Here is a 25,604-nt window from a genome sequence, read left to right as displayed (position 1 = left end):
GACCTCAGGCCGGGCCGGTGACGTCGCGGACCGCGAGGACGGCGCAGTCGTCCTCGCTGTTGGCCACGTGCTCGGTCACCAGCTCCCCGAGCAGCGTCTCCAGCGGTTCGGTGTGCGTGCGCTCCAGCCCGGCCCGCAGGACCCGGATGCCCTCGCCCACGTCCCGGCCCCGCCGCTCGACCAGGCCGTCGGTGTAGAGCACGAGCGTGCCCCCGGCCGGCCAGGGGACCTCCTGGTCGTGCCGCGGCCGGCCGGGGGCCACGCCCAGCGGCAGGTCCGGCTCGTGGGGCAGCGCGCTGCTGCGGCCCCGGGCGTCGACGAGCAGCGGCGGCGGGTGCCCCGCCGTCGTCCAGCGCAGGGCGCGCGGCGCCCCCGGCGGCTCCAGCCGCGCGACGGCCATCGTCGCCAGCGTCTGGTCGCCCAGGACGTCCAGGACGTGGTCGAGCCGGCTGACCAGCGCCGCCGGCGGCTCCTCGGGGTGGTCCACGGCCAGCGCCCGGAACATCGAGCGGACCCGGCCCATCCGGGCCGCGGCCTCGGTGTCGTGCCCGGCGACGTCCCCGATGAGCAGGAGGACGCCGTCGTCGGGCAGCGGGATGACGTCGTACCAGTCGCCGCCGACCTGCTCGTCCGTCGTCGACCACGGCAGGTAGCGGCTGGCCAGCTCCAGACCGGGCACGACGGGCAGCTCGGGCAGCATCGCGGCCTGCAGCGTGTGCGCGACGTCCCGGCGCTCGCGGTACAGCTGCGCGCGCCGGGCGGCCTGCGCGGTGGCGTCGGCGACGGCGGTCAGCAGGACGGCCTCGTCGTCGCCCACGGTCCGGTCGACGTCCCAGGCGATGGTCAGGGCCCCGGTGCGGAACCCGCCGGAGATGAGCAGGGGGAGCACGACGCCGCTGCGCAGGCCGTTGCGGCGCAGCCGGTCGGCGAGGTGGGGGAAGGCGGTGACGAGGGCCTGCAGGTCCTCCACGAGGAGCGGCCGGCCGGTGCGGGCCACCCGGTGCGCGGGGGTGTCGAGGTCCAGCGGCAGCCGCAGCAGGCGCTGCTCGGTGTCGTCGTCGAGCTGCGCCAGCGCCGGTGTCGTCAGCCACGGGCCCTCGATCACCGACACCGCGGTGTAGGCCGCCTCCAGGTCCTTGCGCAGGACGTCGCGCACGGCGAGGGCCACGTCCTCCACGCTGTCGGTCCCGGCGAGGGCGGTGGCCAGCGCGAGCAGGGTGCCGGTCCGGCGGTCGGTGGCGCCCGTCCCCACCCCGCACCACCCCGTTCCCGGTGACTCGTCCCGCCCTCCGGCGAAGTCACTCACAGTCGGTATCCGTGACGCAACTGTCCGCAGGCCGTCGGTCACGACGGGTGGGGGAGCGGGGACCGGGACCGGAACGTCGCGGGCACCTGGCGCGTTCAGCCGGAGCAAGCACCGCGCGCGGGGGGAAGGGACTGGATGCACCGGCACCACAACGGCCTGAAGACCGCCGTCCTGTTCGGCGCCATCTGGGCCGTGCTGCTCCTCATCGGCGGGCTCCTGGCGTCCTCCTTCCGGGCGCCGGTGATCCTGCTCGTGTTCGTCCTGCTCGGGGTCGGCACCTCGGTCTACGGGTACTGGAACTCGGCGTCGCTGGCCCTGCGCGCCATGCGGGCCCGGCCGGTCTCCGAGGCCGAGCAGCCCGGCATGCACCGCATCGTCCGCGAGCTGTCCACGGCCGCCCGCCAGCCGATGCCGCAGCTGTACGTCTCGCCCACCATGGCCCCCAACGCCTTCGCCACGGGCCGCAACCCCGAGAACGCCGCCGTCTGCTGCACCGAGGGCATCCTGCAGCTGCTCGACGAGCGCGAGCTGCGCGGCGTCCTGGGCCACGAGCTGATGCACGTCTACAACCGCGACATCCTCACCAGCTCGGTCGCGGGGGCCCTGGCGGGCGTCATCACGTCCCTGGCCCAGTTCGGGGTGCTCTTCGGCTCGATGCTCGGCGGCCGCGACGAGGACCGCCCCAACCCGCTGGCCGCGCTGCTGCTCTCGCTCGTGGCGCCGCTGGCCGCGACCGTCATCCAGCTGGCGATCTCCCGCACCCGCGAGTACGACGCCGACGAGGACGGCGCGCGCCTGACGGGCGACCCGCTGGCGCTGGCCTCGGCGCTGCGCAAGCTGGAGCTGGGGACCCGCCAGCTGCCCCTGCCGCCGGAGCGCGAACTGGTCAACTCCAGCCACATGATGATCGCGAACCCGTTCCGCGGGCAGGGGGTGGCGAAGCTGTTCTCCACCCACCCGCCCATGGCCGAGCGCATCGCGCGCCTGGAGGCCCTGGCCGGCTACCGGCGCTGAGGGCCCGCCGGGCTCAGGCGAAGCGCTGCTCCAGCCAGGCCCGGAACAGCGGGACGACCGGCCCGTCGGGGTCCTTGGCGTCGTCGTGGCCCGCGCCCTCGACGAGCTGGACCTCCACGGTGTCCCCGGCCCGCGTCACCGCGTCGGCGAAGAACTGCGTCTGGGACACCGGCACGACCTCGTCGGCCAGCCCCGCCCCCGCGAACAGCGGCATGCCGTAGGGCGCGCGCAGCGAGGGGTCGCCGTAGGCGAACCGGTCCGGCTGCTGGTCGGGCAGGCCCCCGAACAGCGCCTCCACGAGGTCGTTCTCGCCGTAGTCCACCGAGGGGTGCAGGACCCCCGCCAGCGAGGCGGCCAGCGCGGGGGTCACCCGCGGGTCCGCCGAGGGCTGGCCCGCGGCGAGGGTGTGCCGCGCGGCCGCCCACATCGCCAGGTGCCCGCCCGCGGAGTGCCCGACGTAGGCGATGCGGTCCGTCGGCAGCGAGAACTCCTCGGCCGCCTCCAGCGCCAGGTCGACGGCCGAGCCGGTGTCGGTGAACGTCCCGGGCCAGCCGCCGTTCTGCCCGAAGCCGCGGTAGTCGACGTTGAGCGTGGGGTACCCCCGCCGCACGAAGTCGCTCACCAGGCCGTTCACGTCCCGGCGGTCGTTGGTGTCGTCCCAGCCCCCGCCGTGCACGACGACGACGAGGAACCCCGCGTGGTCGCCCGCGGGCATCCACAGGTCGGACGTCTGCCGGTAGTGCTCGCCGTAGCTGAACGCCGTCAGCTGGTCCCGGGACAGCCCGTCGGGCACGAACGTGTCGTCGGTCGCTGGGTCGGGGTCCCCCGACGACGGGGACGGGCTCGTGCCGCCCGTCGCGGTCGCGGTGGGCGCCGCCTCCTCGTCCCCGCCGCCGCAGCCGGCCAGCACGCCGCCGGCCACGCCGAGGCCCAGCAGCGCGCGCCGCCTCACCGGTAGTTGACGAACTGCAGCGCCACGTCGAGGTCGGCGCCCTTGAGCAGCGCGATGACCTCCTGCAGCTCGTCGCGGCTCTTGGAGGTGACGCGCATCTCGTCGCCGGTGATCTGGGTCTTGACGCCCTTGGGGCCCTGGTCCCGGACGATCTTGCCGATCTTCTTGGCCACGTCCTGGGCCAGGCCCTCCTTGAGCCCGGCGGTGATCCGGTACTCCTTGCCGGACTGGACGGGCTCGGACAGGTCCAGGACCTTCAGCGAGACCCCGCGCTTGACCAGCTTGGTCTGCAGGACGTCCAGGACGGCGTTCACGCGGTCCTCGGAGCTGGCGACCATGACGATCGACTCGCCGCTCCAGCGGACGTCGGCACCGACGCCCTTGAAGTCGTAGCGCTGGGCGATCTCCTTCGCGGCCTGGTTGAGGGCGTTGTCGACCTCCTGGCGGTCGACCTTGCTGACGACGTCGAACGACGAGTCGCTGGGCACGCGGGGTCCTCCTGGGGCGGTTCGTGGGATCTCGGTTTCCGAGGAGCGCCTCGGGCTTGCTATGGTCTCACCCGTCACCAGCTCGCTGGTGGCACTGGCGGGTTGCCCGAGCGGCCAAAGGGAGCGGATTGTAAATCCGCCGGCGTAGCCTACGTTGGTTCGAATCCATCACCCGCCACGTCGCGAGTCGCGACCCGGTGCTCGTCCTGAGCACCGGGTCGTGGCGTGTAAGGTCGTCACAGGCCGTGCACGCGGCAGTACAGCAAGCAGCAGTGCCCCGATAGCTCAGTGGTAGAGCACTTCCTTGGTAAGGAAGAGGTCTCGAGTTCAATCCTCGATCGGGGCTCGCAGCCGGCGGCCTCCGCCGGACGCACGGCGGGGTAGCTCAGTTGGTAGAGCAAGCGGCTCATAATCGCTGTGTCGCCGGTTCAAGTCCGGCCCTCGCTACAGCGCACGACACGTCCCGAGCGGTCGCCCCCTGGGCGGCCGCTCGTCGCACGTTCGGGCGCGGCGCGCTGGTCGCGTACCCTGGTACGCGGATCGGCGGCGCACTCGACCGCCCGCAGTACGACGACACTGAGGAAGAGGCACCCGCCGTGGCCAAGACCACCGACGTCCGCCCCAAGATCACCATGGCTTGCACCGAGTGCAAGGAGCGGAACTACATCACCAAGAAGAACCGTCGGAACGACCCCGACCGTCTCGACCTGGCGAAGTTCTGCCCGCGCTGCGGCAAGAAGACCACGCACCGCGAGACCCGCTGACCCACCGTCCCGATCGGGGAGACCGCACCGCTGTGACGACCGTCAGCGTCGACGAGTCCTTCACCGGGCGCGTCTACCCCCCGAACGGCACGACCACGGTGACCGCCGACGCGGTCCGGGCCTTCGCCCGGGCCGTGCGGGCGGCCCACCCCAGCCACCACGACGCCGAGGCCGCCCGCGCGCTCGGGCACCGCGACGTCGTGGCCCCGCCCACCTTCGCGGTCACGCTGGCCCAGGCCGCCGAGGCGCAGTTCATCACCGACCCGGCCGCCGGCATCGACTTCTCCCGCGTCGTGCACGGCGAGGAGCGGTTCACCCACCACCGCCCGGTCGTCGCCGGCGACGAGCTGGCCGCCGAGGTCCACGTCGACCGCGTCCGCGTCGTGCGCGGCAACGCCATGGTGACCACCCGCACCGAGCTCACCCTGACCGACGGCACCCCGGTGACGACCGTGACGTCGACGCTCGTGGTGCGCGCGGAGGAGGAGGCGTGAGCGTGGAGGACGTGCAGGTCGGCACCGAGCTGCCCCTGGCCCGCTACGAGCTCTCCCGCGAGGACCTCGCCGCGTACGCCGAGGCCTCGGGGGACCGCAACCCCATCCACCTCGACGAGGCGACCGCGCGGTCCGTGGGCCTGCCCGACGTCATCGCCCACGGGATGCTGACCATGGGCCTGGCCGGCACCGTCGTCGCCGACTGGGCGGGCGACCCGACCCGGGTCCTGTCCTTCGGCACGAAGTTCACCGCCCCCGTCGTCGTGCCCGCCGACGCCCCCGCGGTCGTCGAGGTCACCGGCACGGTCGTGGCCCTCGACCCCGCCGCCGGCACCGCCGAGGTCGACCTCACCGTCACCAGCGCCGGCGCCAAGGTCCTCACCCGCGCCCGAGCGGTCGTCGGGCTCACGTGAGCGCCCCCTCGCCCGCAGCCCTGCGCGCGAGGACGGCCGTCTACGCGGCCTTCGTGCTCAACGGCTTCACCTTCGCCTGCTGGGTCTCCCGCATCCCCTCGGTGCGCGACACCCTCGGCCTGAGCCCCGGCCGCCTCAGTCTGCTGCTGCTGGCCCTGTCCGTCGGCTCCGTCGTGGCGATGCCGCTGGCGGGGGCCGTCGTCCTGCGCATCGGCCGCTCCCGCACCGTCCTGGCCGGCGCGGCGACCGTGGCCCTGGGGACGTCCCTGGTCGCCCTCGCCGTCGACGGGCTGCGCAGCGCGCCGCTGGCCGCCCTGGGCCTGCTGCTCCAGGGCGCGGGGACGGCCAGCTGGGACGTCGCCATGAACGTCGAGGGCACCGTCGTCGAACGCCGGCTGGACCGGGCGATCATGTCCCGCTTCCACGCCGGGTACAGCTTCGGCACCGTCGTGGCCGCGGGCGTGGGCGTGGGGCTGCTCGCCGTCGGGGTGCCCACGTGGGCCCACCTGCTGGCCGCGGCCGCGCTCGCCCTGGGCGGGGCGCTCGTCGCCACCCGGGCCTTCCTGCCCGACGAGGCGCCGTCCGAGCAGGCCTCCCGCGGCGGGATCCCGCTGCGCCGGGCCTGGACCGAGCCCCGGACGCTGCTCATCGGCGTCATGGTCCTGGGGATGGCCTTCGTCGAGGGCACCGCCAACGACTGGCTCGCCGTCGGGCTGGTCGACGGGCACGGCGTCAGCCACTCCGTGGGGGTCGCCGGGTTCGCGGTCTTCGTGACCTGCATGACGGTGGGCCGCCTGCTGGGTCCGGTCGTGCTGGCGCGGTGGCCGCGCGTGGCCGTGCTGCGCGCCTGCGCCGCCCTCGCCGTCGTGGGGGTCCTCGTCTTCGTCCTGTCGCCCTCGGTGGTCGGGGCCGTCGCCGGCGCCGCGCTGTGGGGGGTCGGGGCCGCCCTGGGGTTCCCCGTGGGCATGACCGCCGCGGCCGACGAGGAGGTCAACGCGGCCGTCCGCGTCAGCGTCGTCTCCTCCGTCGGCTACACCGCCTTCCTCGCCGGGCCGCCGGTCCTGGGCTTCCTCGCCGACCACGTCGGCGTCCTGGACGCCGTCACGGCGGCCGCGGTCATGTCGGCCCTCGCGCTCGCCGTCTCGGGCGCGGCGGCCCCCCACCACGCGGGTGTGGAGCTCGGCCGGGGCAAGGTGTCCTCGTGACCTCCCTGGCCGACCTGACCACCCTGCGCGTCGGTGGCCCCGCCACCCGCCTCGTCGAGGCCCGCTCCGAGGCCGAGCTCGTCGAGGCCGTCTCCGCCGCCGACGCCGCGGGGGAGCCCCTGCTGCTCGTCGCGGGCGGCTCGAACCTGCTCGTGGCCGACGAGGGCTTCGCCGGCACCGTCGTGCACGTCGCCACGCAGGGCCTGCGGGTGTCCTCCGAGGACGCCTGCGGCGGGGGCGTGGTGACGGCCGCGGCCGGGCACCGCTTCGACGACTTCGTCGCGGTGGCCGTCGAGCGCGGCTGGGGCGGGGTGGAGGCGCTGTCCGGCATCCCCGGCAGCGTCGGGGCCACCCCCGTGCAGAACGTCGGCGCCTACGGCCAGGAGGTCGCCCAGACGGTCGAGACCGTCCGCACCTGGGACCGCGTCGAGCGGCGGCAGCGGACGTTCGTGGCCGCCGAGCTGGCCTTCGGCTACCGCACGTCGCTGCTGAAGACCTCGCGCGTGGCGCTGGCCGGCCCGCACCCCGAGAGCCGGTACGTCGTGCTCGACGTGACGTTCCAGTTCCCGCTGCGCACCCCGCCGGTCCGCTACCCCGAGCTCGCCCGGCGCCTGGGCGTCGAGGTCGGCGCGGTCGCCCCGGCGCGCGAGGTCCGCGCGGCCGTCCTGGAGCTGCGCGCGAGCAAGGGCATGGTCTGGGACCCGGCCGACCGCAGCGACCACGACACGTGGAGCGCCGGCTCGTTCTTCACCAACCCCGTGCTGAGCGTGGACGACGCCGCGCGGCTGCCCGCCGACGCCCCGCGCTTCCCCGCCGGGGATGGGCTCGTCAAGACGTCCGCGGCGTGGCTCATCGACCGCGCCGGCTTCGGCAAGGGGTACGGCGCGCCGGGCCCGGCGACGCTGTCCACCAAGCACACCCTGGCCCTGACCAACCGCGGCGACGCGCGCGCCGCGGACCTGCTGGCCCTGGCCCGCAGCGTCGTCGACGGCGTGGAGCGGGAGTTCGGCGTCCGGCTCGTCAACGAGCCGGTGCTCGTCGGGGCGACTCTCTAGTCCGGCCCACGCTCTCCAGCGCCGCCCGCACGACGTCGAGCGCCTGGTCGGGGGACAGCCCCGAGCTCAGGGCGCGCTCCACGAAGCCCTCGGCCGCCCAGCGCACGTCCTCCTCGACGCTGACCCGGGCCGCGACGACCGTCCCGGTGCGCCGCCGGGAGACGACGGTGCCGGCGAGCTCCAGCTCCCGGTAGGCGCGCTGGACCGTGCCGACGGCCAGGCCGAGGTCGGCGGCCAGCGCCCGGGCCGCGGGCAGGCGGTCACCCTCGGCCAGCGCGCCGGTGGTGACCAGCGCCGTGACCTGCTCACGCAGCTGCTCGTAGGCGGGGACGGCGGAGCGGGTGTCGACGACGACGCGCAGCTCGCTCACCGGGCCACCTCCGGACGGCCGACCCCGCGGGCGGGGACGAGCAGGACGGCGAGGGCGAGCAGGGCGAGCAGGCCGCCGAGGACCGCGAACCCCGCGGCGAACCCGTTCCAGACGGGGCCGACGGCGTCCGTCCAGACGGTCGTGCCGCCCACCTGCACGCCGCTGCGGCCGCCGACGCCGTGCGCGGTCGTCCCCCCCAGGAAGAGCAGGGCCCCCGTGGTGCCGAGGACCGCGGCGGTCGAGAAGCGCAGGGCCCGGTGGGCGGCGGCCCGGCGCAGCGACCCGTCCGTCCGCGCGTCGGCCCCGGCCACCGCGGGGCGCCGGGGGACGCGCAGCAGCACCCACCACGTGAGGGCGGCGGCGAGCGCCGCGGCCAGAGCGGTCGGTGCGGCGTAGAACGGCCCGGGGAAGGGGCTGGCGCTGCCGCCGCCGCCGGGCGCGGAGATCGCCCGGCCGGAGTCGTCGCTGAGCACGGTCCCCGCCAGGCACGTCGCCCAGAGGAGCCCGCAGGAGAGCAGGAACAGCACGACCATCCCCCGGGGGGCGTCCTGGCGGACGGTGCGCACCGCCAGCCGCGCCGAGCGCACCCGCTGCGCCGGCCGCGGCCAGCTCAGCTCCCCGACGAGCAGCACCGCGGCGTGCACGGCGGCCCCCGCGAGCGGGGCCACGGCGATGAGCTGGCCCTGCCGCAGGCCGGTGCCGAGCGCCGAGACCGCCAGCAGGGGCAGGGCCACGGCCAGCACGACCGCGAGGCCGGCGACCGCGGCCCCCCGGCGCCGGGCCCGTACGACGGGGACCGTCAGCTCGGCCGAGGGGACCCTGCGGGCGAGCAGCACGAGGCCGACGACGGACCCGGCGAGCAGGAACAGGGTCAACGGCAGCACGACGACAGCGGGTCCGGACACGTCGGCCTCCCGAGGATCAATGAATCAACTCATTGAGTCAATCACACCGCGAGGGCCCGTGTCCCGTCCTCGGCCGGCAGCGCCAGCCAGTCGTCCACCGCGGCGTGCAGCTCCCGCTTGACCGCCTCCGGGGCCCGGGAGGCGCTGACCGACGCCTTCGCGAGCGCCGCGAGCCCGGCGTCGTCGAACCCGTGGTCCTCCCGCGCGCTGCGGTACTGCGCCGCCAGCCGCGGCCCGAACAGCAGGGGGTCGTCGGCGCCCAGGGCCACCGTCGCCCCCGCCGACACCAGCCGCCGCAGCGGGACCCGCGCCAGGTCGGGGTAGACGCCGAGGGACACGTTGCTCGTGGGGCACACCTCCAGCGCGACACCGCCCCGGACGAGGCGGTCGAGCACGGCGGGGTCCTCGCCGCTGCGCACGCCGTGCCCGAGGCGGTCCGGGCGCAGGGCCTGCAGCGTCGCATCGACGTGGGCCGGGCCCAGCAGCTCCCCGGAGTGGGGCACGCAAGCCAGGCCCGCGGCGCGCGCGATGTCGAAGGCCCCGGCGAACTCAGCGGTGTCCCCGCGCCGCTCGTCGTTGGACAGCCCGAACCCGACGACGGCCCCGGCGCCCTCCCCGGCGTACCGGGCGGCCAGGCGGGCCAGCGTGCGGGCGTCCAGGGGGTGCCGGACCCGGCTGGCGGCCACGACGACGGCGACCGTGGTCCCGGTGAGCGCGCTGGCGTCCCGGGCCGCCTGCAGGACGATCTCCAGGGCCGGGGTCAGACCGCCGACGTGCACCGCGTAGGACGTCGGGTCGACCTGCAGCTCCAGCCAGCGCGACCCCTCCGCGGCGTCGTCGGCCGCCGCCTCCAGGACGATGCGCCGCATGTCGTCGGCCGTGCGCACGCAGGCCCGGGCGGCGTCGTAGAGCCGCTGGAAGCGGAACCAGCCGCGCTCGTCCGGCGACAGCGTGACCATGGTCTGCGAGCTCAGCGTCGCGGGCAGCCGCGTGCCGTGGCGGTCGGCGAGCTCGAGCAGCGTGCCGGGGCGCATCGAGCCCGTGAAGTGCAGGTGCAGGTGGGCCTTCGGGAGCGTCTCGACCGGTCGCGTCACGCTCCGTGAGTCTGCCAGGACACCGCGTGCGGTGCCCTGTCCCCGGGGACCGGGGAGCGCCGGCTCAGGACGGCGGCGGCAGCAGCCCGCGCTGGATGGCCACCGTCACGGCGTGCGTGCGGTCGTCCACCCCCAGCTTGGCGAAGGCCCGCAGCAGGTGGGTCTTGACCGTGGCCTCCCCGATGAACAGCTCCCGGCCGACCTCGGCGTTCGTCGCCCCGCGCGCGACGGCCGCGAGCACCTCCAGCTCCCGGCGCGTCAGCGTCTCCTGGGCGGTGGCGCGCAGGCGGGCCATCAGCCGGGCCGCCACCGGCGGGGCCAGCACCGTCTCCCCCCGCGCCGCGGCCCGCACGGCGTCGGCCAGCTGGGCCAGCGGGGTGTCCTTCAGCAGGTACCCCGTGGCGCCCGCCTCCACGGCCCGCACGATGTCGGCGTCGGTCTCGTAGGTCGTCAGGACCAGGACGTGCACCGACGGGTGCTCCCGGCGGATGCGCCCGGTGGCCGCGGCCCCGTCCCCGCCGGGCATCCGCAGGTCCATGAGGACCACGTCGGGCAGCAGCCGGCGGACCTGCTCGACCGCCTCGTGGCCGTCCCCGGCCGTCCCGACGACCTCCAGGTCGTCGGTCGTGGCCAGCAGGCCCTCGAGCCCGCGGCGCACGACGGGGTGGTCGTCGACGACCAGGACCCGGGTGCTCACGCGTCCGTCTCCGCCGGTCCCCACGGCACCGCGATCCGCAGCCGGGTCCCGCTGCCGGGCGCGCCGGCGACCTCGAACACCCCGCCGGCCTCCTCGACGCGTCGCCGCATCCCGGCCAGGCCGAACCCGCTGGCCCCGCTGACGTCGGCGGGGGCGATGCCCACCCCGTCGTCGCGGACCTCCAGCGTCGCCGTCGTGCCGTCGGTCCGCAGGACGACGTGCGCGCTGCGCGCCCCGGCGTGCTTGCGGACGTTGCCCAGCGCCTCCTGGGCGGCCCGCAGCAGCACCACCTGCTGCGCCTTCGGCAGGGCCGCGGGGTCGGCGCCGGTCACGACGACCCCGACGTCGACGCCGCTCTCCCGGGAGACCCGCTCGGCCAGCCGGTGCAGCGCCCCGGCCAGCGCACCGGGCCCCTCCAGCTCCACGGGGCTCAGGGCCGCCACCAGCGTCCGGGCCTGCGCCAGCCCGGCGCGGGCGGCGTCCTCGATGACGCTCAGCTGCCCGCGGGTGGGCTCCTCGGCGGCCGCGGCCGCCGTCTGGGCCAGCAGCACGATGCCCGTGAAGCCCTGGGCGAGGGTGTCGTGGATGTCGGCCGCCAGCCGGGCCCGTTCGGTGGCGACCCCCGCCTGGTGGTGGGCGGCGGCCAGCTCCGAGCGGGTGCTCTCCAGCTCGGCGATCAGCTCGGCGCGCTCGGCGCTCTGCGCCACCACCCGCGAGATCCAGAGCCCCAGGGTGCAGGTGAAGGCCACCGACACCAGCATCGAGACGGCGACGTCCAGGGTCTCGGCGCTGCGCCCGTGGCCGGCCGAGAGGCCGACCAGGCCGGCCACGGCCGTCGCGGCCGTCCACGCGCACCCCTCCCGGCGGGAGTCGGTGAAGAACCACGCCTGCGGGAAGGCCATGAAGAGCAGGAAGTCCAGCTCCGGCGCGCACGCCAGGGCCGCCCCCAGCGCCACGACCTCGACCCCGAGGTAGGCACGTGCGCGGCGGTCGCGCGCCCGCGCCCCGGGGACCCCCAGGAGGGCGTAGGCCAGCACGACCGCGGCGAGGGCCGCGGCGGCCCCGGCGCGCCGGGGGTCGTGCGAGAGGACGAGGACGACGGCGGCGATGAGCACGAACGCCGCGAACGCCGCGTGCCAGCCGGGGATGCTGCGGACCCACCACGAGGTGGCCCCGGCGGGCGTGCCGGGGCTCCAGCGTGCGGGGCGGGTGCGGGTGCGCACGTCCACATGGTGCCGCGTCCGGGCCCCGCGGGCGGGGGTGCGGGTCAGCGCACCTCGGCGAGCAGCTGCTGGACCCGCTCCACGCCGGTCACCAGGTCGGCGTCGGCCAGGGCGTAGGACAGGCGCAGGAACCCGCTGGGGCCGAACGCCTCGCCGGGGACGACGGCCACCTCGGCCTCGGTGAGGACCAGCTCGGCCAGCACGGCCGAGGAGGTGATCTCGCGCCCGCGCAGCGACTTCCCGATGAGCTCCTCGACGCTGGGGTAGGCGTAGAACGCCCCCTGCGGCAGCGGGCACCGGACGCCCTCGATCGCGTCGAGCATCGAGACCATCAGCCGCCGGCGCCGGTCGAAGGCCTCGCGCATGCGCACGACGGCGGTCAGGTCGCCCGTGAGGGCCTGCACGGCCGCGCGCTGGGAGACGTTGGCGACGTTGGAGGTCAGGTGCGACTGCAGGTTGGCCGCGCCCTTGACCACGTCGGCCGGGGCGATCATCCAGCCCACCCGCCAGCCCGTCATGGCGTAGGTCTTGGCGACGCCGTTGAGGACGATCGTCGTGTCGGCGAGCTCGGGCACCTCCGCGACGACGGGGGCGGCCCGCACGCCGTCGTACACCAGGTGCTCGTAGATCTCGTCGGTGACGACCCAGACGCCGTGCTCCAGCGCCCACTGCCCGATCGCCCGGACCTCCTCGGGGGAGTACACGGCGCCGGTGGGGTTGGAGGGGGAGTTGAGCAGCAGGGCCTTGGTGCGCGGCGTGCGCGCGGCCTCGAGCTGGTCGACGGTCACCTTGTAGCCCTGGTCGAGCCCGGCGAACACCTCGACGGCGACGCCGCCGGCCAGCCGCACGGCCTCGGGGTAGGTCGTCCAGTAGGGGGCCGGCAGCAGCAGCTCGTCGCCGGTGTCCAGGATCGCCGCGAAGGCCTCGTAGACGGCCTGCTTGCCGCCGTTGGTCACCAGCACCTGGCCGGGGGAGACCTCGTACCCGCTGTCGCGCAGCGTCTTCGCGGCGATGGCCTCCCTGAGGGCGGGCAGCCCGGCCGCGGGGGTGTAGCGGTGGTTGGCGGGGTCCTGGCAGGCGGCGACGGCGGCGTCGACGATCTCCTGCGGCGTGGGGAAGTCCGGCTCGCCCGCGCCGAAGCCGATGACCGGGCGGCCGGCGGCCTTCAGCGCCTTCGCCTTCGCGTCCACCGCCAGGGTCGCCGACTCGGCGATGCCCGCGACGCGGGCGGAGAGGCGGTCGCGGGAGGTCTGGGGACTCGTCTGCGCGGTCACGAAGGTCATCCTTCCACCCCGCCCCGCCGACCCGCTCCGGCGCACTGGTTCGACTCCCGCCCCTCCCGTCACCTATGGTGGTCGCTGGCGGTCCTCGCACCGCCAGCGTTGAAGCACGTGGTGGAGCACACCCCGCCGGGGTGGCCGAGCCGTGTGAAGGGCAGTGGCGCAATTGGTAGCGCACCGGTCTCCAAAACCGGCGGTTGTGGGTTCGAGTCCCTCCTGCCCTGCGAGCACCACCCGTGTTCCGGGGACACCCGGCGCACGTCCGTAGACGGCGAGCAACAGAAGCGGGGCAGCCCGAGGTGAGCCAGACGACGAAGGCCGCGGCGCAGCCCGCCGAGGCCAGGAAGCGCACCGGCCTGCTGCTGTTCCTGCGCCAGGTCATCGAGGAGCTGCGCAAGGTCGTCTGGCCCGGCCGGCGCCAGCTGCTCAGCTACACCGGCGTCGTCCTCGTCTTCGTCGTCGTGATGATGCTCTTCGTCTCCTTGCTGGACTACGGCATCGGCAAGCTCATCCTGCTGGTGTTCGGGTCCTGACGAGCGTCGGTGCGCACCAGTCCGGTGCGCGTGTGTCCCGGATACTGAAGGAAGCAGGTCAGCACGTGTCGGAGCAGTGGGGTCCCTCGGACGACGACCAGTCGGACGAGCAGTTCGTCGCGACCCGGTCCTACGACGCCGACGACGTCCGTGACGACGTCGAGGCGGACGCCGAGGCCGCCGACGAGCAGGCCGCTGACACCGCCGGCACGCCCGTCGGCGACGTCCTGGGCGCGCCCGAGGGCGAGGAGGCCGCCGACGTCGACGAGCCCCTCGTGGCCGACGACGCCGCGGCCGACGACGCTGGTGAGGCTGCCGAGGACGGGGACGCCCCCGAGCGCGAGGCCCTGGACCCCGGCGAGGGTGACCTCGACGAGGCCGAGGAGTTCCGCAAGAAGCTGCGCCGCCAGCCCGGTGAGTGGTTCGTCATCCACTCCTACGCCGGGTACGAGAACCGCGTGAAGACCAACCTCGAGACGCGCATGACGTCCCTCAACATGGAGGACTACATCTTCCAGGTCGAGGTGCCCATGGAGGAGGTCGTCGAGGTCAAGAACGGCCAGCGCAAGAACGTCCGCCGCGTCCGCATCCCCGGCTACGTCCTGGTCCGCATGGACCTGACCGACGAGTCGTGGGGCGCCGTGCGGCACACCCCGGGGGTCACCGGCTTCGTCGGCAACACCCACCAGCCGGTCCCGCTGTCGCAGGACGAGATCTTCTCGATGCTGGCCCCGACGCTGACGCCCAAGCCCGCCAAGGCCGGCGAGAAGGCCGCCTCGGGCGGCACGGCGACGGCCGCCCCGGCCCGGGTCGTGGACTTCGAGGTCGGCGAGTCCGTCACGGTCATGGAGGGCCCCTTCGAGACCCTCCCGGCGACTATCTCGGAGATCTCCGCCGACCGGCAGAAGCTCACCGTGCTCGTCTCGATCTTCGGCCGCGAGACGCCCGTCGAGCTCAACTTCAACCAGGTCGCCAAGATCTGACGCCTCCGCGCTCTCCCAGGACCCCCTGACCCGCAACGGGTCAGGGGGTCCTGTCGTCGCCGATTTCGGGCCTGCGAGCCGCGGCCGTAGACTGGACGACGGCCTCCAACCACTCGTCGCCCGAACCGCGGGCACCGAAGGGCCGTTCACGTCGAAGCGAAAGGGATGGCGCATGCCCCCCAAGAAGAAGGTCGCCGGTCTCATCAAGCTCCAGATCAAGGCCGGTCAGGCGACCCCGGCCCCGCCGATCGGCCCCGCGCTCGGTCAGCACGGCGTGAACATCATGGAGTTCTGCAAGGCGTACAACGCGCAGACCGAGGCCCAGCGCGGCAACGTCATCCCGGTCGAGATCACGGTCTACGAGGACCGCTCGTTCACCTTCATCACCAAGACCCCGCCGGCCGCCGAGCTCATCAAGAAGGCCGCGGGCGTGGAGAAGGGCTCCGGCGAGCCCCACGTGAAGAAGGTCGCCAACCTGACCCAGGCCCAGGTCCGCGAGATCGCCGAGCAGAAGCTCCAGGACCTCAACGCCAAGGACGTCGACATGGCCGCGCGGATCATCGCCGGCACCGCCCGCTCCATGGGCATCACCGTCTCCGACTGAGCACCCGCTCGGCCGGTCCCAGTGGCAGGGCCCGCGCGGCCCGTCCGACCACGACCTCCCCGCACGAAGGAGAAGCAGTGAAGCGCAGCAAGGCCTACCGCGCCGCCGTCGAGAAGATCGACGCCGACGAGCTGTACGCCCCTCTCGACGCCGTGAAGCTGGCGCGCGAGACCTCGACCGTGAAGTACGACGCGACCGTCGAGGTGGCCTTCCGCCTCGGCGTCGACCCCCGCAAGGCCGACCAGATGGTCCGCGGCACGGTCAACCTCCCGCACGGCACCGGCAAGACCGCCCGCGTGCTGGTCTTCGCCGTCGGTGACCGCGCCGCCCAGGCCGAGGCCGCCGGCGCCGACATCGTCGGTGGCGACGAGCTCATCGACGAGGTGGCCAAGGGCCGTCTCGACTTCGACGCCGCCGTGGCGACCCCGGACCTCATGGGCAAGGTCGGCCGTCTGGGCAAGGTGCTGGGCCCCCGTGGCCTCATGCCGAACCCGAAGACCGGCACCGTGACCATGGACGTCGCCAAGGCCGTCACGGAGATCAAGGGCGGGAAGATCGAGTTCCGCACCGACAAGCACGCCAACCTGCACTTCATCATCGGCAAGGCGTCCTTCAGTGACGACCAGCTCGTCGAGAACTACGCCGCCGCCCTCGACGAGGTGCTGCGCCTGAAGCCGTCGTCGTCCAAGGGTCGTTACCTGAAGAAGGCCACGATCACCACGACGATGGGCCCGGGCGTCCCGGTGGACCCGGCGCTGACCCGCGGTCTGACCAGCGAGGCCACCAGCGCCTGACCCGGCGCACGAGCACGACCCGCAGGGGCGGGATCCCGGGAGGGGTCCCGCCCCTGCGGCGTGCCGGCGGGCTCCCGCGCCCCCGCGGGGCGCCGGCCGCCCCGCGCGTGGCGGCAGCACCCCGTGACGGCGTGTACCCTTGACGAGTACCGAAGACCGCCGGTCGCCGTCTCCTCCCGGGGGCGGCAGAAGGTCCCGTGCACACGGGCGACCTGCGCAGGTGAGCAAGAGCATCGAGAGCCAGACCTTCGACGCCCCGTGCCGCGCCTGCGCCGGGGCGTTCCGTGCGTCCAGGGCCTGACCGGCCCCCCGAGACGAAGGAAGGAGGGCACTCGTGCCGAAACCCAGGAACATCGCGGCCGTGAAGGAGATCACGGCCCTGTTCGAGGCGTCCAACGCCGCCGTGCTCACCGAGTACCGGGGGTTGTCCGTTGCGCAGATCACCAACCTGCGCAAGGCGCTGGGTCCTGACACGACCTACGCGGTCCTCAAGAACACGCTGACCAGCATCGCTGCGAAGGAAGCCGGCGTCACGGCTTTCGAGGGGAAGCTGTCCGGCCCCTCCGCGATCGCCTTCATCACCGGTGACCCGGTCGAGGCGGCCAAGGGTCTGCGTGACTTCGCGAAGGCCAACCCCCAGCTGATCGTCAAGAGCGGCATGCTCGACGGCCGTGCGATCAGCGCCGAAGAGGTCACGGCCCTGGCCGACCTGGAGTCCCGCGAGGTCCTCCTGGCCAAGGTCGCCGGCGTCCTCAAGGCGTCCCAGTCCAAGGCCGCGGCCCTGTTCCAGGCGCCGCTGTCGAAGACCGTCCGCACCGTGGAAGCGTTGCGGGAGAAGCAGGCCGGCGCCGAAGCTGCCTGATCCCCGGATCAGCGCGGCTCCGCACCGACCACACCACCCGCCCGCAGGCGCCCACCTGCGGATCACCCCAGCACAGGAAGGACCGCCACCATGGCGAAGCTCAGCACCGAAGAGCTCATCGACGCGTTCAAGGAACTGACCCTGATCGAGCTCTCCGAGTTCGTGAAGCAGTTCGAAGAGGTCTTCGACGTCACCGCCGCGGCCCCCGTGGCCGTCGCCGCCGCCGGTGTCCCCGGCGCGGCCGCTCCGGTCGAGGACGAGAAGGACGAGTTCGACGTCGTCCTGACCGCCGCCGGCGACAAGAAGATCGGCGTCATCAAGGAGGTCCGCGCGCTGACCTCCCTCGGCCTCAAGGAGGCCAAGGACCTCGTCGACGGCGCCCCCAAGCCCGTCCTCGAGAAGGTCAACAAGGAGACCGCCGAGAAGGCGAAGGCGCAGCTCGAGGGCGCCGGCGCCACCGTCGAGCTCAAGTGATCGCCGCCCCGGTCTGACCGGGGCAGCTCGCCGCAGGGGCGGCCGGACACCCGTCCGGCCGCCCCTGCGGCGTCGTGGGCGGGTCCGGAGGGGGCCGGACGGGGGAGCCCGGCGTCCACAGGTCGGGGAGTCGCCTTGACGCGACCGCCGCGGCGGAGCATCCTCATCACCGGTTGTCCTCGACTCCCGACCCGCCGACAACGACGTCGTCCCGGTCCCGAGTCCGCGGCCCAGGCTCTCCGAGCCGGGGGCTGGACAGGTGCGCCCGTAGCGGGTAACCTGCTGTTTTGCGCTGCCCACTGTCATATGGCCGGTCGTCGCCGTGGGAACGACCGAGTGGGACGGGGAGCGCACAACGTTCGCAGGCCCGTGGAAGGACCCCTCTTGGCTGCCTCGCGTCCAGCGTCCGCACCGAACAGCACCGGCACCACCGTCGTCGGCAACCAGTCGCCGCGCACCGTCTCCGGACGGTACTCCTTCGGCAAGATCCACGAACCGCTGGAGGTCCCCGACCTCCTCGCGCTGCAGACCGACAGCTTCGACTGGCTGCTCGGGAACAAGCGCTGGCAGGACCGGGTCGAGGCCTCCACCAACGGTGGGCTCGCCGTCCCGACCACCTCGGGTCTGGAGGAGATCTTCGAGGAGATCTCCCCGATCGAGGACTTCTCCGGCTCCATGTCGCTGTCGTTCCGCGACCACCGGTTCGAGCCGCCCAAGTACTCCCTGGACGACTGCAAGGAGCGCGACCTCACCTACGCCGCCCCGCTGTTCGTCACGGCGGAGTTCATCAACGGCAACACCGGTGAGATCAAGTCGCAGACGGTCTTCATGGGCGACTTCCCGCTCATGACCGACCGCGGCACCTTCGTCATCAACGGCACCGAGCGCGTCGTGGTGTCGCAGCTGGTCCGCTCGCCGGGCATCTACTTCGAGCGCGTCCCGGACAAGACGTCCGACCGCGACACGTGGACGGCCAAGATCATCCCGTCCCGCGGCGCCTGGCTCGAGTTCGAGATCGACAAGCGCGACACCGTCGGCGTCCGCATCGACCGCAAGCGCAAGCAGTCCGTCACGGTGCTGCTCAAGGCCCTGGGCTGGAGCGAGTCCCAGATCCGCGAGGAGTTCGCCGACTACGAGTCGATGATCTCCACCCTGGAGAAGGACCACACCGCCGGTGTCGAGGACGCCCTCCTGGACATCTACCGCAAGCTGCGCCCGGGTGAGCCGCCGACGCAGGAGGCCGCGCGCAACCTGCTCGACAACCTCTACTTCAACCCCAAGCGCTACGACCTCGCCAAGGTCGGCCGCTACAAGGTGAACAAGAAGCTCGGCATGGAGGAGCCGCTGGACGCCAGCGTGCTCTCCGTGGACGACATCGTGTCCACCATCAAGTTCCTCGTGAAGCTGCACGCCGGCGAGACGTCCATGCCGGGCGTCAAGAACGGCCAGCCGGTCGACGTCCGCGTCGAGGTCGACGACATCGACCACTTCGGCAACCGCCGCCTGCGCAGCGTCGGCGAGCTCATCCAGAACCAGGTCCGCACGGGCCTGTCCCGGATGGAGCGCGTCGTGCGCGAGCGCATGACGACCCAGGACGTCGAGGCCATCACGCCGCAGACGCTGATCAACATCCGCCCCGTCGTGGCCTCCATCAAGGAGTTCTTCGGGACGAGCCAGCTGTCGCAGTTCATGGACCAGACCAACCCGCTCGCGGGTCTGACCCACAAGCGCCGCCTGTCGGCGCTGGGTCCCGGTGGTCTGTCCCGTGAGCGGGCCGGCATGGAGGTCCGCGACGTCCACCCGTCGCACTACGGCCGCATGTGCCCGATCGAGACCCCCGAGGGCCCGAACATCGGCCTCATCGGGTCGCTGTCCTCGTACGGCCGGATCAACCCGTTCGGCTTCATCGAGACGCCGTACCGGAAGATCGTCGACGGCAAGGTCTCCGACGACGTCGACTACCTGACGGCCGACGAGGAGGACGCCTTCGTCATCGCGCAGGCGAACGCCCCGCTGAACCCGGACGGCTCGTTCGCCGAGGCCCGCGTCCTGGTGCGCGCCAAGGGCGGTGAGACGGAGTTCGTCCCGAACTCCGACGTCGACTACATGGACGTCGCCGCCCGGCAGATGGTCTCCGTCGCGACCGCGATGATCCCCTTCCTCGAGCACGACGACGCCAACCGCGCGCTCATGGGCGCCAACATGCAGCGCCAGGCCGTGCCGCTGGTCAAGACCGAGGCCCCGCTCGTCGGCACCGGCATGGAGTTCCGCGCCGCCGTCGACGCCGGTGACGTGGTCGTGGCCACCAAGCCCGGTGTGGCGACGGAGGTCTCCGCGGACCTCATCACCGTGTCCAACGACGACGGCACGACGTCGGCCTACAAGGTCGCCAAGTTCCGCCGCTCCAACCACGGCACCGCCTACAACCAGCAGGTCGTCATCGACGAGGGCGCCCGCGTCGAGGTCGGCACCGTCCTCGCCGACGGCCCGTCCACCGACGGTGGCGAGATGGCCCTGGGCCGCAACCTGATGGTCGCCTTCATGCCGTGGGAGGGCCACAACTACGAGGACGCGATCATCCTGTCGCAGCGCCTCGTGCAGGACGACGTCCTGTCCTCGATCCACATCGAGGAGCACGAGGTCGACGCCCGCGACACCAAGCTGGGCCCCGAGGAGATCACGCGGGACATCCCGAACGTGGCCGAGGAGGTGCTGGCCGACCTCGACGAGCGCGGGATCATCCGCATCGGCGCCGAGGTCCGCGACGGCGACCTGCTCGTCGGCAAGGTCACGCCCAAGGGCGAGACCGAGCTGACGCCGGAGGAGCGCCTGCTGCGCGCCATCTTCGGCGAGAAGGCCCGCGAGGTCCGCGACACGTCGCTGAAGGTCCCCCACGGCGAGACCGGCACCGTCATCGGCGTCAAGGTCTTCGACCGCGACGAGGGCGACGAGCTGCCCCCGGGCGTGAACCAGCTGGTCCGCGTCTACGTGGCGAACAAGCGCAAGATCACCGACGGGGACAAGCTCGCCGGCCGTCACGGCAACAAGGGCGTCATCTCCAAGATCCTGCCCGTCGAGGACATGCCGTTCCTCGAGGACGGGACCCCGGTCGACGTCATCCTCAACCCGCTCGGCGTGCCGAGCCGGATGAACGTCGGGCAGGTCCTGGAGCTGCACCTGGGCTGGATCGCCAGCCGCGGCTGGGAGATCGAGGGCCAGCCGGACTGGGCGAAGCTCATCCCCGAGGAGATCCGCTCGGCGCCGGCCGGCTCCCGCATCGCGACCCCCGTCTTCGACGGTGCGCGCGAGGAGGAGATCACGGGTCTGCTGAGCTCGACGCTCAAGACGCGCGACGGCGACCGCCTCGTCCAGGGCGACGGCAAGGCGCGGCTGTTCGACGGCCGCTCCGGGGAGCCGTTCCCGGATCCGGTCTCGGTCGGCTACATGTACATCCTGAAGCTGCACCACCTGGTCGACGACAAGATCCACGCCCGCTCGACCGGCCCGTACTCGATGATCACCCAGCAGCCGCTCGGTGGTAAGGCGCAGTTCGGTGGTCAGCGCTTCGGCGAGATGGAGGTCTGGGCCCTGGAGGCCTACGGCGCCGCCTACGCCCTGCAGGAGCTGCTCACGATCAAGTCCGACGACGTCCTGGGCCGCGTGAAGGTCTACGAGGCGATCGTCAAGGGCGAGAACATCCCCGAGCCGGGCATCCCCGAGTCCTTCAAGGTGCTCATCAAGGAGATGCAGTCGCTGTGCCTGAACGTGGAGGTCCTCTCCTCCGACGGCATGGCCATCGAGATGCGCGACAGCGACGAGGACGTCTTCCGGGCGGCCGAGGAGCTGGGCATCGACCTGGCCCGGCGCGAGCCGAGCAGCGTCGAAGAGGTCTGACGGGTCCTCCGGCGGGGGAGGGGTTCTCCCCTCCCCGCCGGAGCCCGGACGGACAACGGGGCCCCGCGACGGGGTCCCTCGGATCAGTCAGACCTCGGAAGAACCTAGAGAAAGAAGATCACGTTGCTCGACGTCAACTTCTTCGACGAGCTGCGCATCGGGCTGGCCACTGCGGACGACATCCGCACGTGGTCGCACGGTGAGGTCAAGAAGCCCGAGACCATCAACTACCGCACCCTGAAGCCGGAGAAGGACGGGCTCTTCTGCGAGAAGATCTTCGGTCCCACCCGGGACTGGGAGTGCTACTGCGGCAAGTACAAGCGCGTCCGCTTCAAGGGCATCATCTGCGAGCGCTGCGGTGTCGAGGTCACGCGGGCCAAGGTCCGTCGTGAGCGCATGGGGCACATCGAGCTCGCCGCCCCCGTCACCCACATCTGGTACTTCAAGGGTGTCCCCAGCCGTCTGGGCTACCTGCTGGACCTGGCGCCGAAGGACCTCGAGAAGGTCATCTACTTCGCCGCCTACATGATCACCTCGGTCGACGAGGAGGGTCGCCAGCGCGACTTCGCCTCGCTCGAGGCGCAGATCGAGGTCGAGAAGCGCGAGGTCGAGAACCGTCGCGACGCCGACGTCGAGGCCCGCGCCAAGACGCTGGAGACCGACCTCGCCGAGCTCGAGGCCGAGGGGGCCAAGTCGGACGTGCGCCGCAAGGTGCGCGAGTCGGCCGAGCGGGAGATGGCGCAGATCCGCCGTCGCGCGGACACCGAGATCGACCGCCTGGCGACGATCTGGGACCGCTTCCGCACCCTGAAGGTCCAGGACCTCGAGGGTGACGAGGTGCTCTACCGCGCCATGCGCGAGCGCTTCGGCCTGTACTTCGAGGGCGGCATGGGCGCGGCGGCGCTGCAGAAGCGCCTGCAGAGCTTCGACCTGGAGGCCGAGGCAGAGTCGCTGCGCGAGACCATCGCCACGGGCAAGGGTCAGCGCAAGACGCGTGCGCTCAAGCGCCTCAAGGTCGTCTCGGCGTTCCTGACGACGCGCAACTCGCCCGACGGCATGGTCCTGGACTGCGTCCCGGTCATCCCGCCGGACCTGCGCCCGATGGTCCAGCTCGACGGTGGCCGCTTCGCCACCTCCGACCTGAACGACCTGTACCGCCGCGTCATCAACCGCAACAACCGGTTGAAGCGCCTCCTCGACCTCGGGGCTCCCGAGATCATCGTGAACAACGAGAAGCGCATGCTGCAGGAGGCCGTCGACGCGCTGTTCGACAACGGCCGCCGCGGCCGGCCGGTGACGGGCCCGGGCAACCGCCCGCTGAAGTCGCTGTCCGACATGCTCAAGGGCAAGCAGGGCCGGTTCCGCCAGAACCTGCTCGGCAAGCGCGTCGACTACTCGGGCCGTTCGGTCATCGTCGTCGGCCCGCAGCTGAAGCTGCACCAGTGCGGTCTGCCCAAGCAGATGGCCCTGGAGCTGTTCAAGCCCTTCGTCATGAAGCGGCTCGTCGACCTGTCGCACGCGCAGAACATCAAGTCGGCCAAGCGCATGGTCGAGCGCGCCCGCCCGGTGGTCTGGGACGTCCTGTCCGAGGTCATCACCGAGCACCCCGTGCTGCTCAACCGCGCGCCCACGCTGCACCGCCTGGGCATCCAGGCCTTCGAGCCGCAGCTGGTCGAGGGCAAGGCCATCCAGATCCACCCGCTCGTCTGCACCGCCTTCAACGCGGACTTCGACGGTGACCAGATGGCCGTGCACGTGCCGCTGTCGGCCGAGGCGCAGGCCGAGGCCCGCATCCTCATGCTGTCCTCGAACAACATCCTCAAGCCGGCGGACGGCCGTCCGGTGACCATGCCCACCCAGGACATGATCATCGGTCTGTACCACCTGACCGCCGACCGGGACGACGTCGAGGGCGTCGGCCGTCAGTTCTCCTCGCTGGCCGAGGCGATCATGGCGTTCGACGCGCGGCAGCTGCACCTGAACGCGAAGGTGAAGATCCGCCTGCAGGGTGTCGTGCCGGCCGAGGGCTGGACGCTGCCCGAGGACTGGAACGCCGGGGACGACCTCACGGTCGACACCACGCTGGGGCGCGCGCTCTTCAACGAGACGCTCCCGGTCGACTTCCGGTACGTGAACTCGGCCGTGGACAAGAAGCACCTGTCCGCGATCGTCAACGAGCTGGCCGAGAAGTACCCGAAGGTCCAGGTCGCGGCGGCCCTCGACGCCCTGAAGGAGGCCGGCTTCCGCTGGGCCACCCGCTCGGGCACGACCGTCTCGATCGCCGACGTGGTCGCGCCGCCGAACAAGCTCGCGATCCTGGAGACCTACGAGGCCAAGGCCGAGAAGGTCCAGCAGCAGTACGAGCGTGGTCTGATCACCGACGACGAGCGCCGTCAGGAGCTCATCGAGATCTGGACGCAGGCCACGAACGACGTCGCCAAGGACCTCGAGGCGGCCATGCCCAAGCACAACACCATCAACCGCATGGTGAGCTCGGGTGCGCGAGGCAACTGGATGCAGATGCGTCAGCTCGCCGGGATGCGCGGCCTCATGGCCAACCCGAAGGGCGAGATCATCCCGCGTCCGGTCAAGGCCTCGTTCCGCGAGGGCCTGACCGTGGGTGAGTTCTTCATCACCACGCACGGTGCCCGCAAGGGTCTGGCGGACACCGCGCTGCGGACCGCCGACTCGGGGTACCTGACCCGTCGTCTCGTGGACGTCTCCCAGGACGTCATCGTGCGCGAGGAGGACTGCGGCACCAGCCGCGGCCTGTCGATGCCGATCGCGGAGAAGGGTGCCGACGGCACCCTGCGCCGCCACGACGACGTCGAGACCAGCGTCTACGCCCGCACGCTGGCGACCGATGTGGTCGTCGACGGCGAGGTCGTGCTGGCCGCCGGCGCTGACCTCGGCGACGTGGTCATCGACGCCCTGGTCGCCCAGGGCGTGGAGAGCGTCAAGGTCCGCTCGGTGCTGACGTGCGAGTCGCGCGTCGGGACCTGCGCGCACTGCTACGGCCGCTCGCTGGCCTCCGGCAAGCTCGTCGACATCGGCGAGGCCGTCGGCATCGTCGCGGCCCAGTCGATCGGTGAGCCCGGCACGCAGCTGACGATGCGCACGTTCCACACCGGTGGTGCGGCCTCGGAGTCGGGTGACATCACGCACGGTCTGCCGCGCGTGGTCGAGCTCTTCGAGGCCCGGACCCCGAAGGGGAACGCGCCCATCTCCGAGGTGGCCGGCCGCGCTCGGATCGAGGAGACCGACAAGGGTCGCAAGATCGTCGTGACCCCCGACGACGGTGCGGAGGAGGTCGAGTACCCCGTCACGCGCCGTCAGCGCCTCCTGGTGGAGGACGGCACGCACGTCGAGGTCGGGCAGAAGCTCGTCCAGGGTGCCGTCGACCCCAAGCAGGTGCTGCGCATCCTCGGCCCGCGCCGGGTGCAGATGCACCTGGTCGACGAGGTGCAGGAGGTCTACCGCTCCCAGGGCGTGTCGATCCACGACAAGCACATCGAGGTCATCGTCCGCCAGATGCTCAAGCGGGTGACGATCATCGAGCAGAACGGCTCCGAGCTCCTGCCCGGTGAACTCGTCGAGCGCGCGCGCTTCGAGGAGGAGAACCGGCGGGTCATGGCCGAGGGCGGGCAGCCGTCCTCCGGCCGGCCCGAGCTCATGGGGATCACGAAGGCGTCGCTCGCGACGGACTCGTGGCTGTCCGCCGCCTCCTTCCAGGAGACGACCCGCGTCCTGACGAACGCGGCCATGGAGGGCAAGAGCGACCCGCTGCTCGGGCTCAAGGAGAACGTCATCATCGGCAAGCTCATCCCGGCCGGTACGGGGCTGCCCCGCTACCGCAACGTCCGGGTGGAGCCGACCGAGGAGGCCAAGGCGCAGATGTACTCGGTGCCCGGCTACGACGACGTGGACTACGCGCAGTTCGGCGTGGGCTCCGGCCAGGCCGTGCCGCTCGAGGAGTTCGACTACGGCAGCAGCGACTACCGCTGATCCGCCGATCCGGGCCGTCCCGCCCCCCTGCGGGGGAGCGGGGCGGCCCGTCCGCGGGCCCGCGTCCACCGCGACGGGCTCGTTTTGACCACTCAACAGCGCGGCGGGTAGTCTCGTGTCCGCTTGACACGAGCGCGCCCGCAACCAGGTGACCACACGTCATCCCCTGCGGGACCTCGACCGAACGACACGCCC

23 protein-coding genes and 4 tRNA genes are annotated in these 25,604 nt (G+C 72.6%); 18 read left to right on the top strand and 9 right to left on the bottom strand.

What is annotated here, in order from left to right; translation table 11 throughout:
• Positions 1-4: 4 nt before the first annotated feature.
• Positions 5-1,252, bottom strand: a complete 1,248-nt coding sequence (locus BJ968_RS26465) for a SpoIIE family protein phosphatase (protein WP_179750790.1) — start codon at positions 1,250-1,252, stop codon at positions 5-7.
• A gap of 189 nt (positions 1,253-1,441) precedes the next feature.
• Between BJ968_RS26465 and htpX the strand changes: the two genes are divergently transcribed.
• Positions 1,442-2,320, top strand: a complete 879-nt coding sequence (gene htpX, locus BJ968_RS08140) for a zinc metalloprotease HtpX (protein WP_179750788.1) — start codon at positions 1,442-1,444, stop codon at positions 2,318-2,320.
• Positions 2,321-2,333: 13 nt separating this feature from the next.
• Here the strand turns inward: htpX and BJ968_RS08135 are convergent, their stop codons facing one another.
• Together BJ968_RS08135 and BJ968_RS08130 are read right to left on the bottom strand one after the other, a co-directional pair.
• Positions 2,334-3,272 (bottom strand): alpha/beta fold hydrolase, encoded by a 939-nt coding sequence (locus tag BJ968_RS08135; RefSeq protein WP_179750786.1) that lies wholly within the window; start codon positions 3,270-3,272, stop codon positions 2,334-2,336.
• Entirely contained in the window at positions 3,269-3,760 is a 492-nt protein-coding gene (locus BJ968_RS08130) for a YajQ family cyclic di-GMP-binding protein (RefSeq protein ID WP_179750784.1), read from the bottom strand. The genes BJ968_RS08135 and BJ968_RS08130 overlap by 4 nt, the downstream gene beginning before the upstream one ends.
• A gap of 96 nt (positions 3,761-3,856) precedes the next feature.
• Between BJ968_RS08130 and BJ968_RS08125 the strand changes: the two genes are divergently transcribed.
• The 8 genes from BJ968_RS08125 to BJ968_RS08090 all read left to right on the top strand — a co-directional run bounded on the left by BJ968_RS08125 (position 3,857) and on the right by BJ968_RS08090 (position 7,691).
• Positions 3,857-3,938: transfer RNA gene (locus BJ968_RS08125), tRNA-Tyr, on the top strand.
• 96 nt (positions 3,939-4,034) lie between these two features.
• A tRNA-Thr gene (locus BJ968_RS08120) sits at positions 4,035-4,106 on the top strand.
• Positions 4,107-4,134: 28 nt separating this feature from the next.
• Positions 4,135-4,207: transfer RNA gene (locus tag BJ968_RS08115), tRNA-Met, on the top strand.
• A 149-nt stretch (positions 4,208-4,356) separates the two neighbouring features.
• Positions 4,357-4,524, top strand: coding sequence for a 50S ribosomal protein L33 (gene rpmG / locus BJ968_RS25550; RefSeq protein WP_012085006.1), 168 nt, complete (start codon positions 4,357-4,359; stop codon positions 4,522-4,524).
• Between the two features lie 32 nt (positions 4,525-4,556).
• Positions 4,557-5,018 (top strand): FAS1-like dehydratase domain-containing protein, encoded by a 462-nt coding sequence (locus BJ968_RS08105; protein WP_179750782.1) that lies wholly within the window; start codon positions 4,557-4,559, stop codon positions 5,016-5,018.
• Positions 5,015-5,431 carry a MaoC/PaaZ C-terminal domain-containing protein gene (locus BJ968_RS08100; protein WP_179750780.1) on the top strand — a complete coding sequence of 139 codons (417 nt, stop codon included), beginning with the start codon at positions 5,015-5,017 and terminating at the stop codon, positions 5,429-5,431. The genes BJ968_RS08105 and BJ968_RS08100 overlap by 4 nt, the downstream gene beginning before the upstream one ends.
• Positions 5,428-6,636, top strand: a complete 1,209-nt coding sequence (locus BJ968_RS08095) for an MFS transporter (RefSeq protein WP_179750778.1) — start codon at positions 5,428-5,430, stop codon at positions 6,634-6,636. The genes BJ968_RS08100 and BJ968_RS08095 overlap by 4 nt, the downstream gene beginning before the upstream one ends.
• Positions 6,633-7,691 (top strand): UDP-N-acetylmuramate dehydrogenase, encoded by a 1,059-nt coding sequence (locus tag BJ968_RS08090; protein ID WP_179750776.1) that lies wholly within the window; start codon positions 6,633-6,635, stop codon positions 7,689-7,691. The genes BJ968_RS08095 and BJ968_RS08090 overlap by 4 nt, the downstream gene beginning before the upstream one ends.
• Here the strand turns inward: BJ968_RS08090 and BJ968_RS08085 are convergent.
• The 6 genes from BJ968_RS08085 to BJ968_RS08060 all read right to left on the bottom strand — a co-directional run bounded on the left by BJ968_RS08085 (position 7,657) and on the right by BJ968_RS08060 (position 13,263).
• Entirely contained in the window at positions 7,657-8,061 is a 405-nt protein-coding gene (locus BJ968_RS08085; protein WP_179750774.1) for a GntR family transcriptional regulator, read from the bottom strand. The two genes, BJ968_RS08090 and BJ968_RS08085, sit on opposite strands and share 35 nt — an antisense overlap.
• The gene (locus BJ968_RS08080) at positions 8,058-8,966 is read right to left on the bottom strand and encodes a hypothetical protein (RefSeq protein WP_179750772.1); all 909 of its coding nucleotides are present in this window, start codon (positions 8,964-8,966) and stop codon (positions 8,058-8,060) included. The genes BJ968_RS08085 and BJ968_RS08080 overlap by 4 nt, the downstream gene beginning before the upstream one ends.
• Before the next feature lie 41 nt (positions 8,967-9,007).
• On the bottom strand, positions 9,008-10,060 hold the full coding sequence (locus BJ968_RS08075) for an adenosine deaminase (RefSeq protein ID WP_179750770.1): 1,053 nt from the start codon (positions 10,058-10,060) through the stop codon (positions 9,008-9,010).
• Positions 10,061-10,124: 64 nt separating this feature from the next.
• A complete protein-coding gene (locus BJ968_RS08070) occupies positions 10,125-10,757 on the bottom strand; it encodes a response regulator (protein ID WP_179750767.1) in 633 nt (210 codons plus the stop codon).
• On the bottom strand, positions 10,754-11,980 hold the full coding sequence (locus BJ968_RS26460) for an ATP-binding protein (protein ID WP_179750765.1): 1,227 nt from the start codon (positions 11,978-11,980) through the stop codon (positions 10,754-10,756). The genes BJ968_RS08070 and BJ968_RS26460 overlap by 4 nt, the downstream gene beginning before the upstream one ends.
• Before the next feature lie 44 nt (positions 11,981-12,024).
• A complete protein-coding gene (locus BJ968_RS08060) occupies positions 12,025-13,263 on the bottom strand; it encodes a pyridoxal phosphate-dependent aminotransferase (protein WP_179750763.1) in 1,239 nt (412 codons plus the stop codon).
• A 148-nt stretch (positions 13,264-13,411) separates the two neighbouring features.
• On the opposite strand from BJ968_RS08060, the gene BJ968_RS08055 reads away from it, so the two are divergent.
• From BJ968_RS08055 to BJ968_RS08015, 9 genes are all read left to right on the top strand, one after another.
• Positions 13,412-13,484 (top strand) — tRNA-Trp (locus BJ968_RS08055).
• 75 nt (positions 13,485-13,559) lie between these two features.
• Positions 13,560-13,793 carry a preprotein translocase subunit SecE gene (gene secE, locus BJ968_RS24300; RefSeq protein ID WP_179750761.1) on the top strand — a complete coding sequence of 78 codons (234 nt, stop codon included), beginning with the start codon at positions 13,560-13,562 and terminating at the stop codon, positions 13,791-13,793.
• A 65-nt stretch (positions 13,794-13,858) separates the two neighbouring features.
• Positions 13,859-14,776: a transcription termination/antitermination protein NusG gene (gene nusG / locus BJ968_RS08045; protein ID WP_179750759.1), complete on the top strand. Its 918-nt coding sequence runs from the start codon at positions 13,859-13,861 to the stop codon at positions 14,774-14,776.
• 172 nt (positions 14,777-14,948) lie between these two features.
• Positions 14,949-15,380 carry a 50S ribosomal protein L11 gene (gene rplK / locus BJ968_RS08040; protein WP_179750756.1) on the top strand — a complete coding sequence of 144 codons (432 nt, stop codon included), beginning with the start codon at positions 14,949-14,951 and terminating at the stop codon, positions 15,378-15,380.
• 77 nt (positions 15,381-15,457) lie between these two features.
• Complete coding sequence (gene rplA / locus BJ968_RS08035) at positions 15,458-16,174, top strand: 50S ribosomal protein L1 (protein ID WP_179750754.1); 717 nt, start codon at positions 15,458-15,460, stop codon at positions 16,172-16,174.
• Positions 16,175-16,508: 334 nt separating this feature from the next.
• Complete coding sequence (gene rplJ / locus BJ968_RS08030; RefSeq protein ID WP_179750752.1) at positions 16,509-17,036, top strand: 50S ribosomal protein L10; 528 nt, start codon at positions 16,509-16,511, stop codon at positions 17,034-17,036.
• A gap of 90 nt (positions 17,037-17,126) precedes the next feature.
• Positions 17,127-17,510 carry a 50S ribosomal protein L7/L12 gene (gene rplL, locus BJ968_RS08025; RefSeq protein WP_179750750.1) on the top strand — a complete coding sequence of 128 codons (384 nt, stop codon included), beginning with the start codon at positions 17,127-17,129 and terminating at the stop codon, positions 17,508-17,510.
• A gap of 384 nt (positions 17,511-17,894) precedes the next feature.
• A complete protein-coding gene (gene rpoB / locus BJ968_RS08020; protein WP_246314088.1) occupies positions 17,895-21,404 on the top strand; it encodes a DNA-directed RNA polymerase subunit beta in 3,510 nt (1,169 codons plus the stop codon).
• 123 nt (positions 21,405-21,527) lie between these two features.
• Positions 21,528-25,409: a DNA-directed RNA polymerase subunit beta' gene (locus BJ968_RS08015; protein ID WP_179750746.1), complete on the top strand. Its 3,882-nt coding sequence runs from the start codon at positions 21,528-21,530 to the stop codon at positions 25,407-25,409.
• Positions 25,410-25,604: the final 195 nt, after the last annotated feature.

It is taken from the genome of Kineococcus aurantiacus (assembly GCF_013409345.1).
Classification (GTDB): domain Bacteria; phylum Actinomycetota; class Actinomycetes; order Actinomycetales; family Kineococcaceae; genus Kineococcus; species Kineococcus aurantiacus.
Note: the sequence above shows the minus strand (reverse complement) of the source record. Positions and strands in the feature narration are given on the sequence as shown.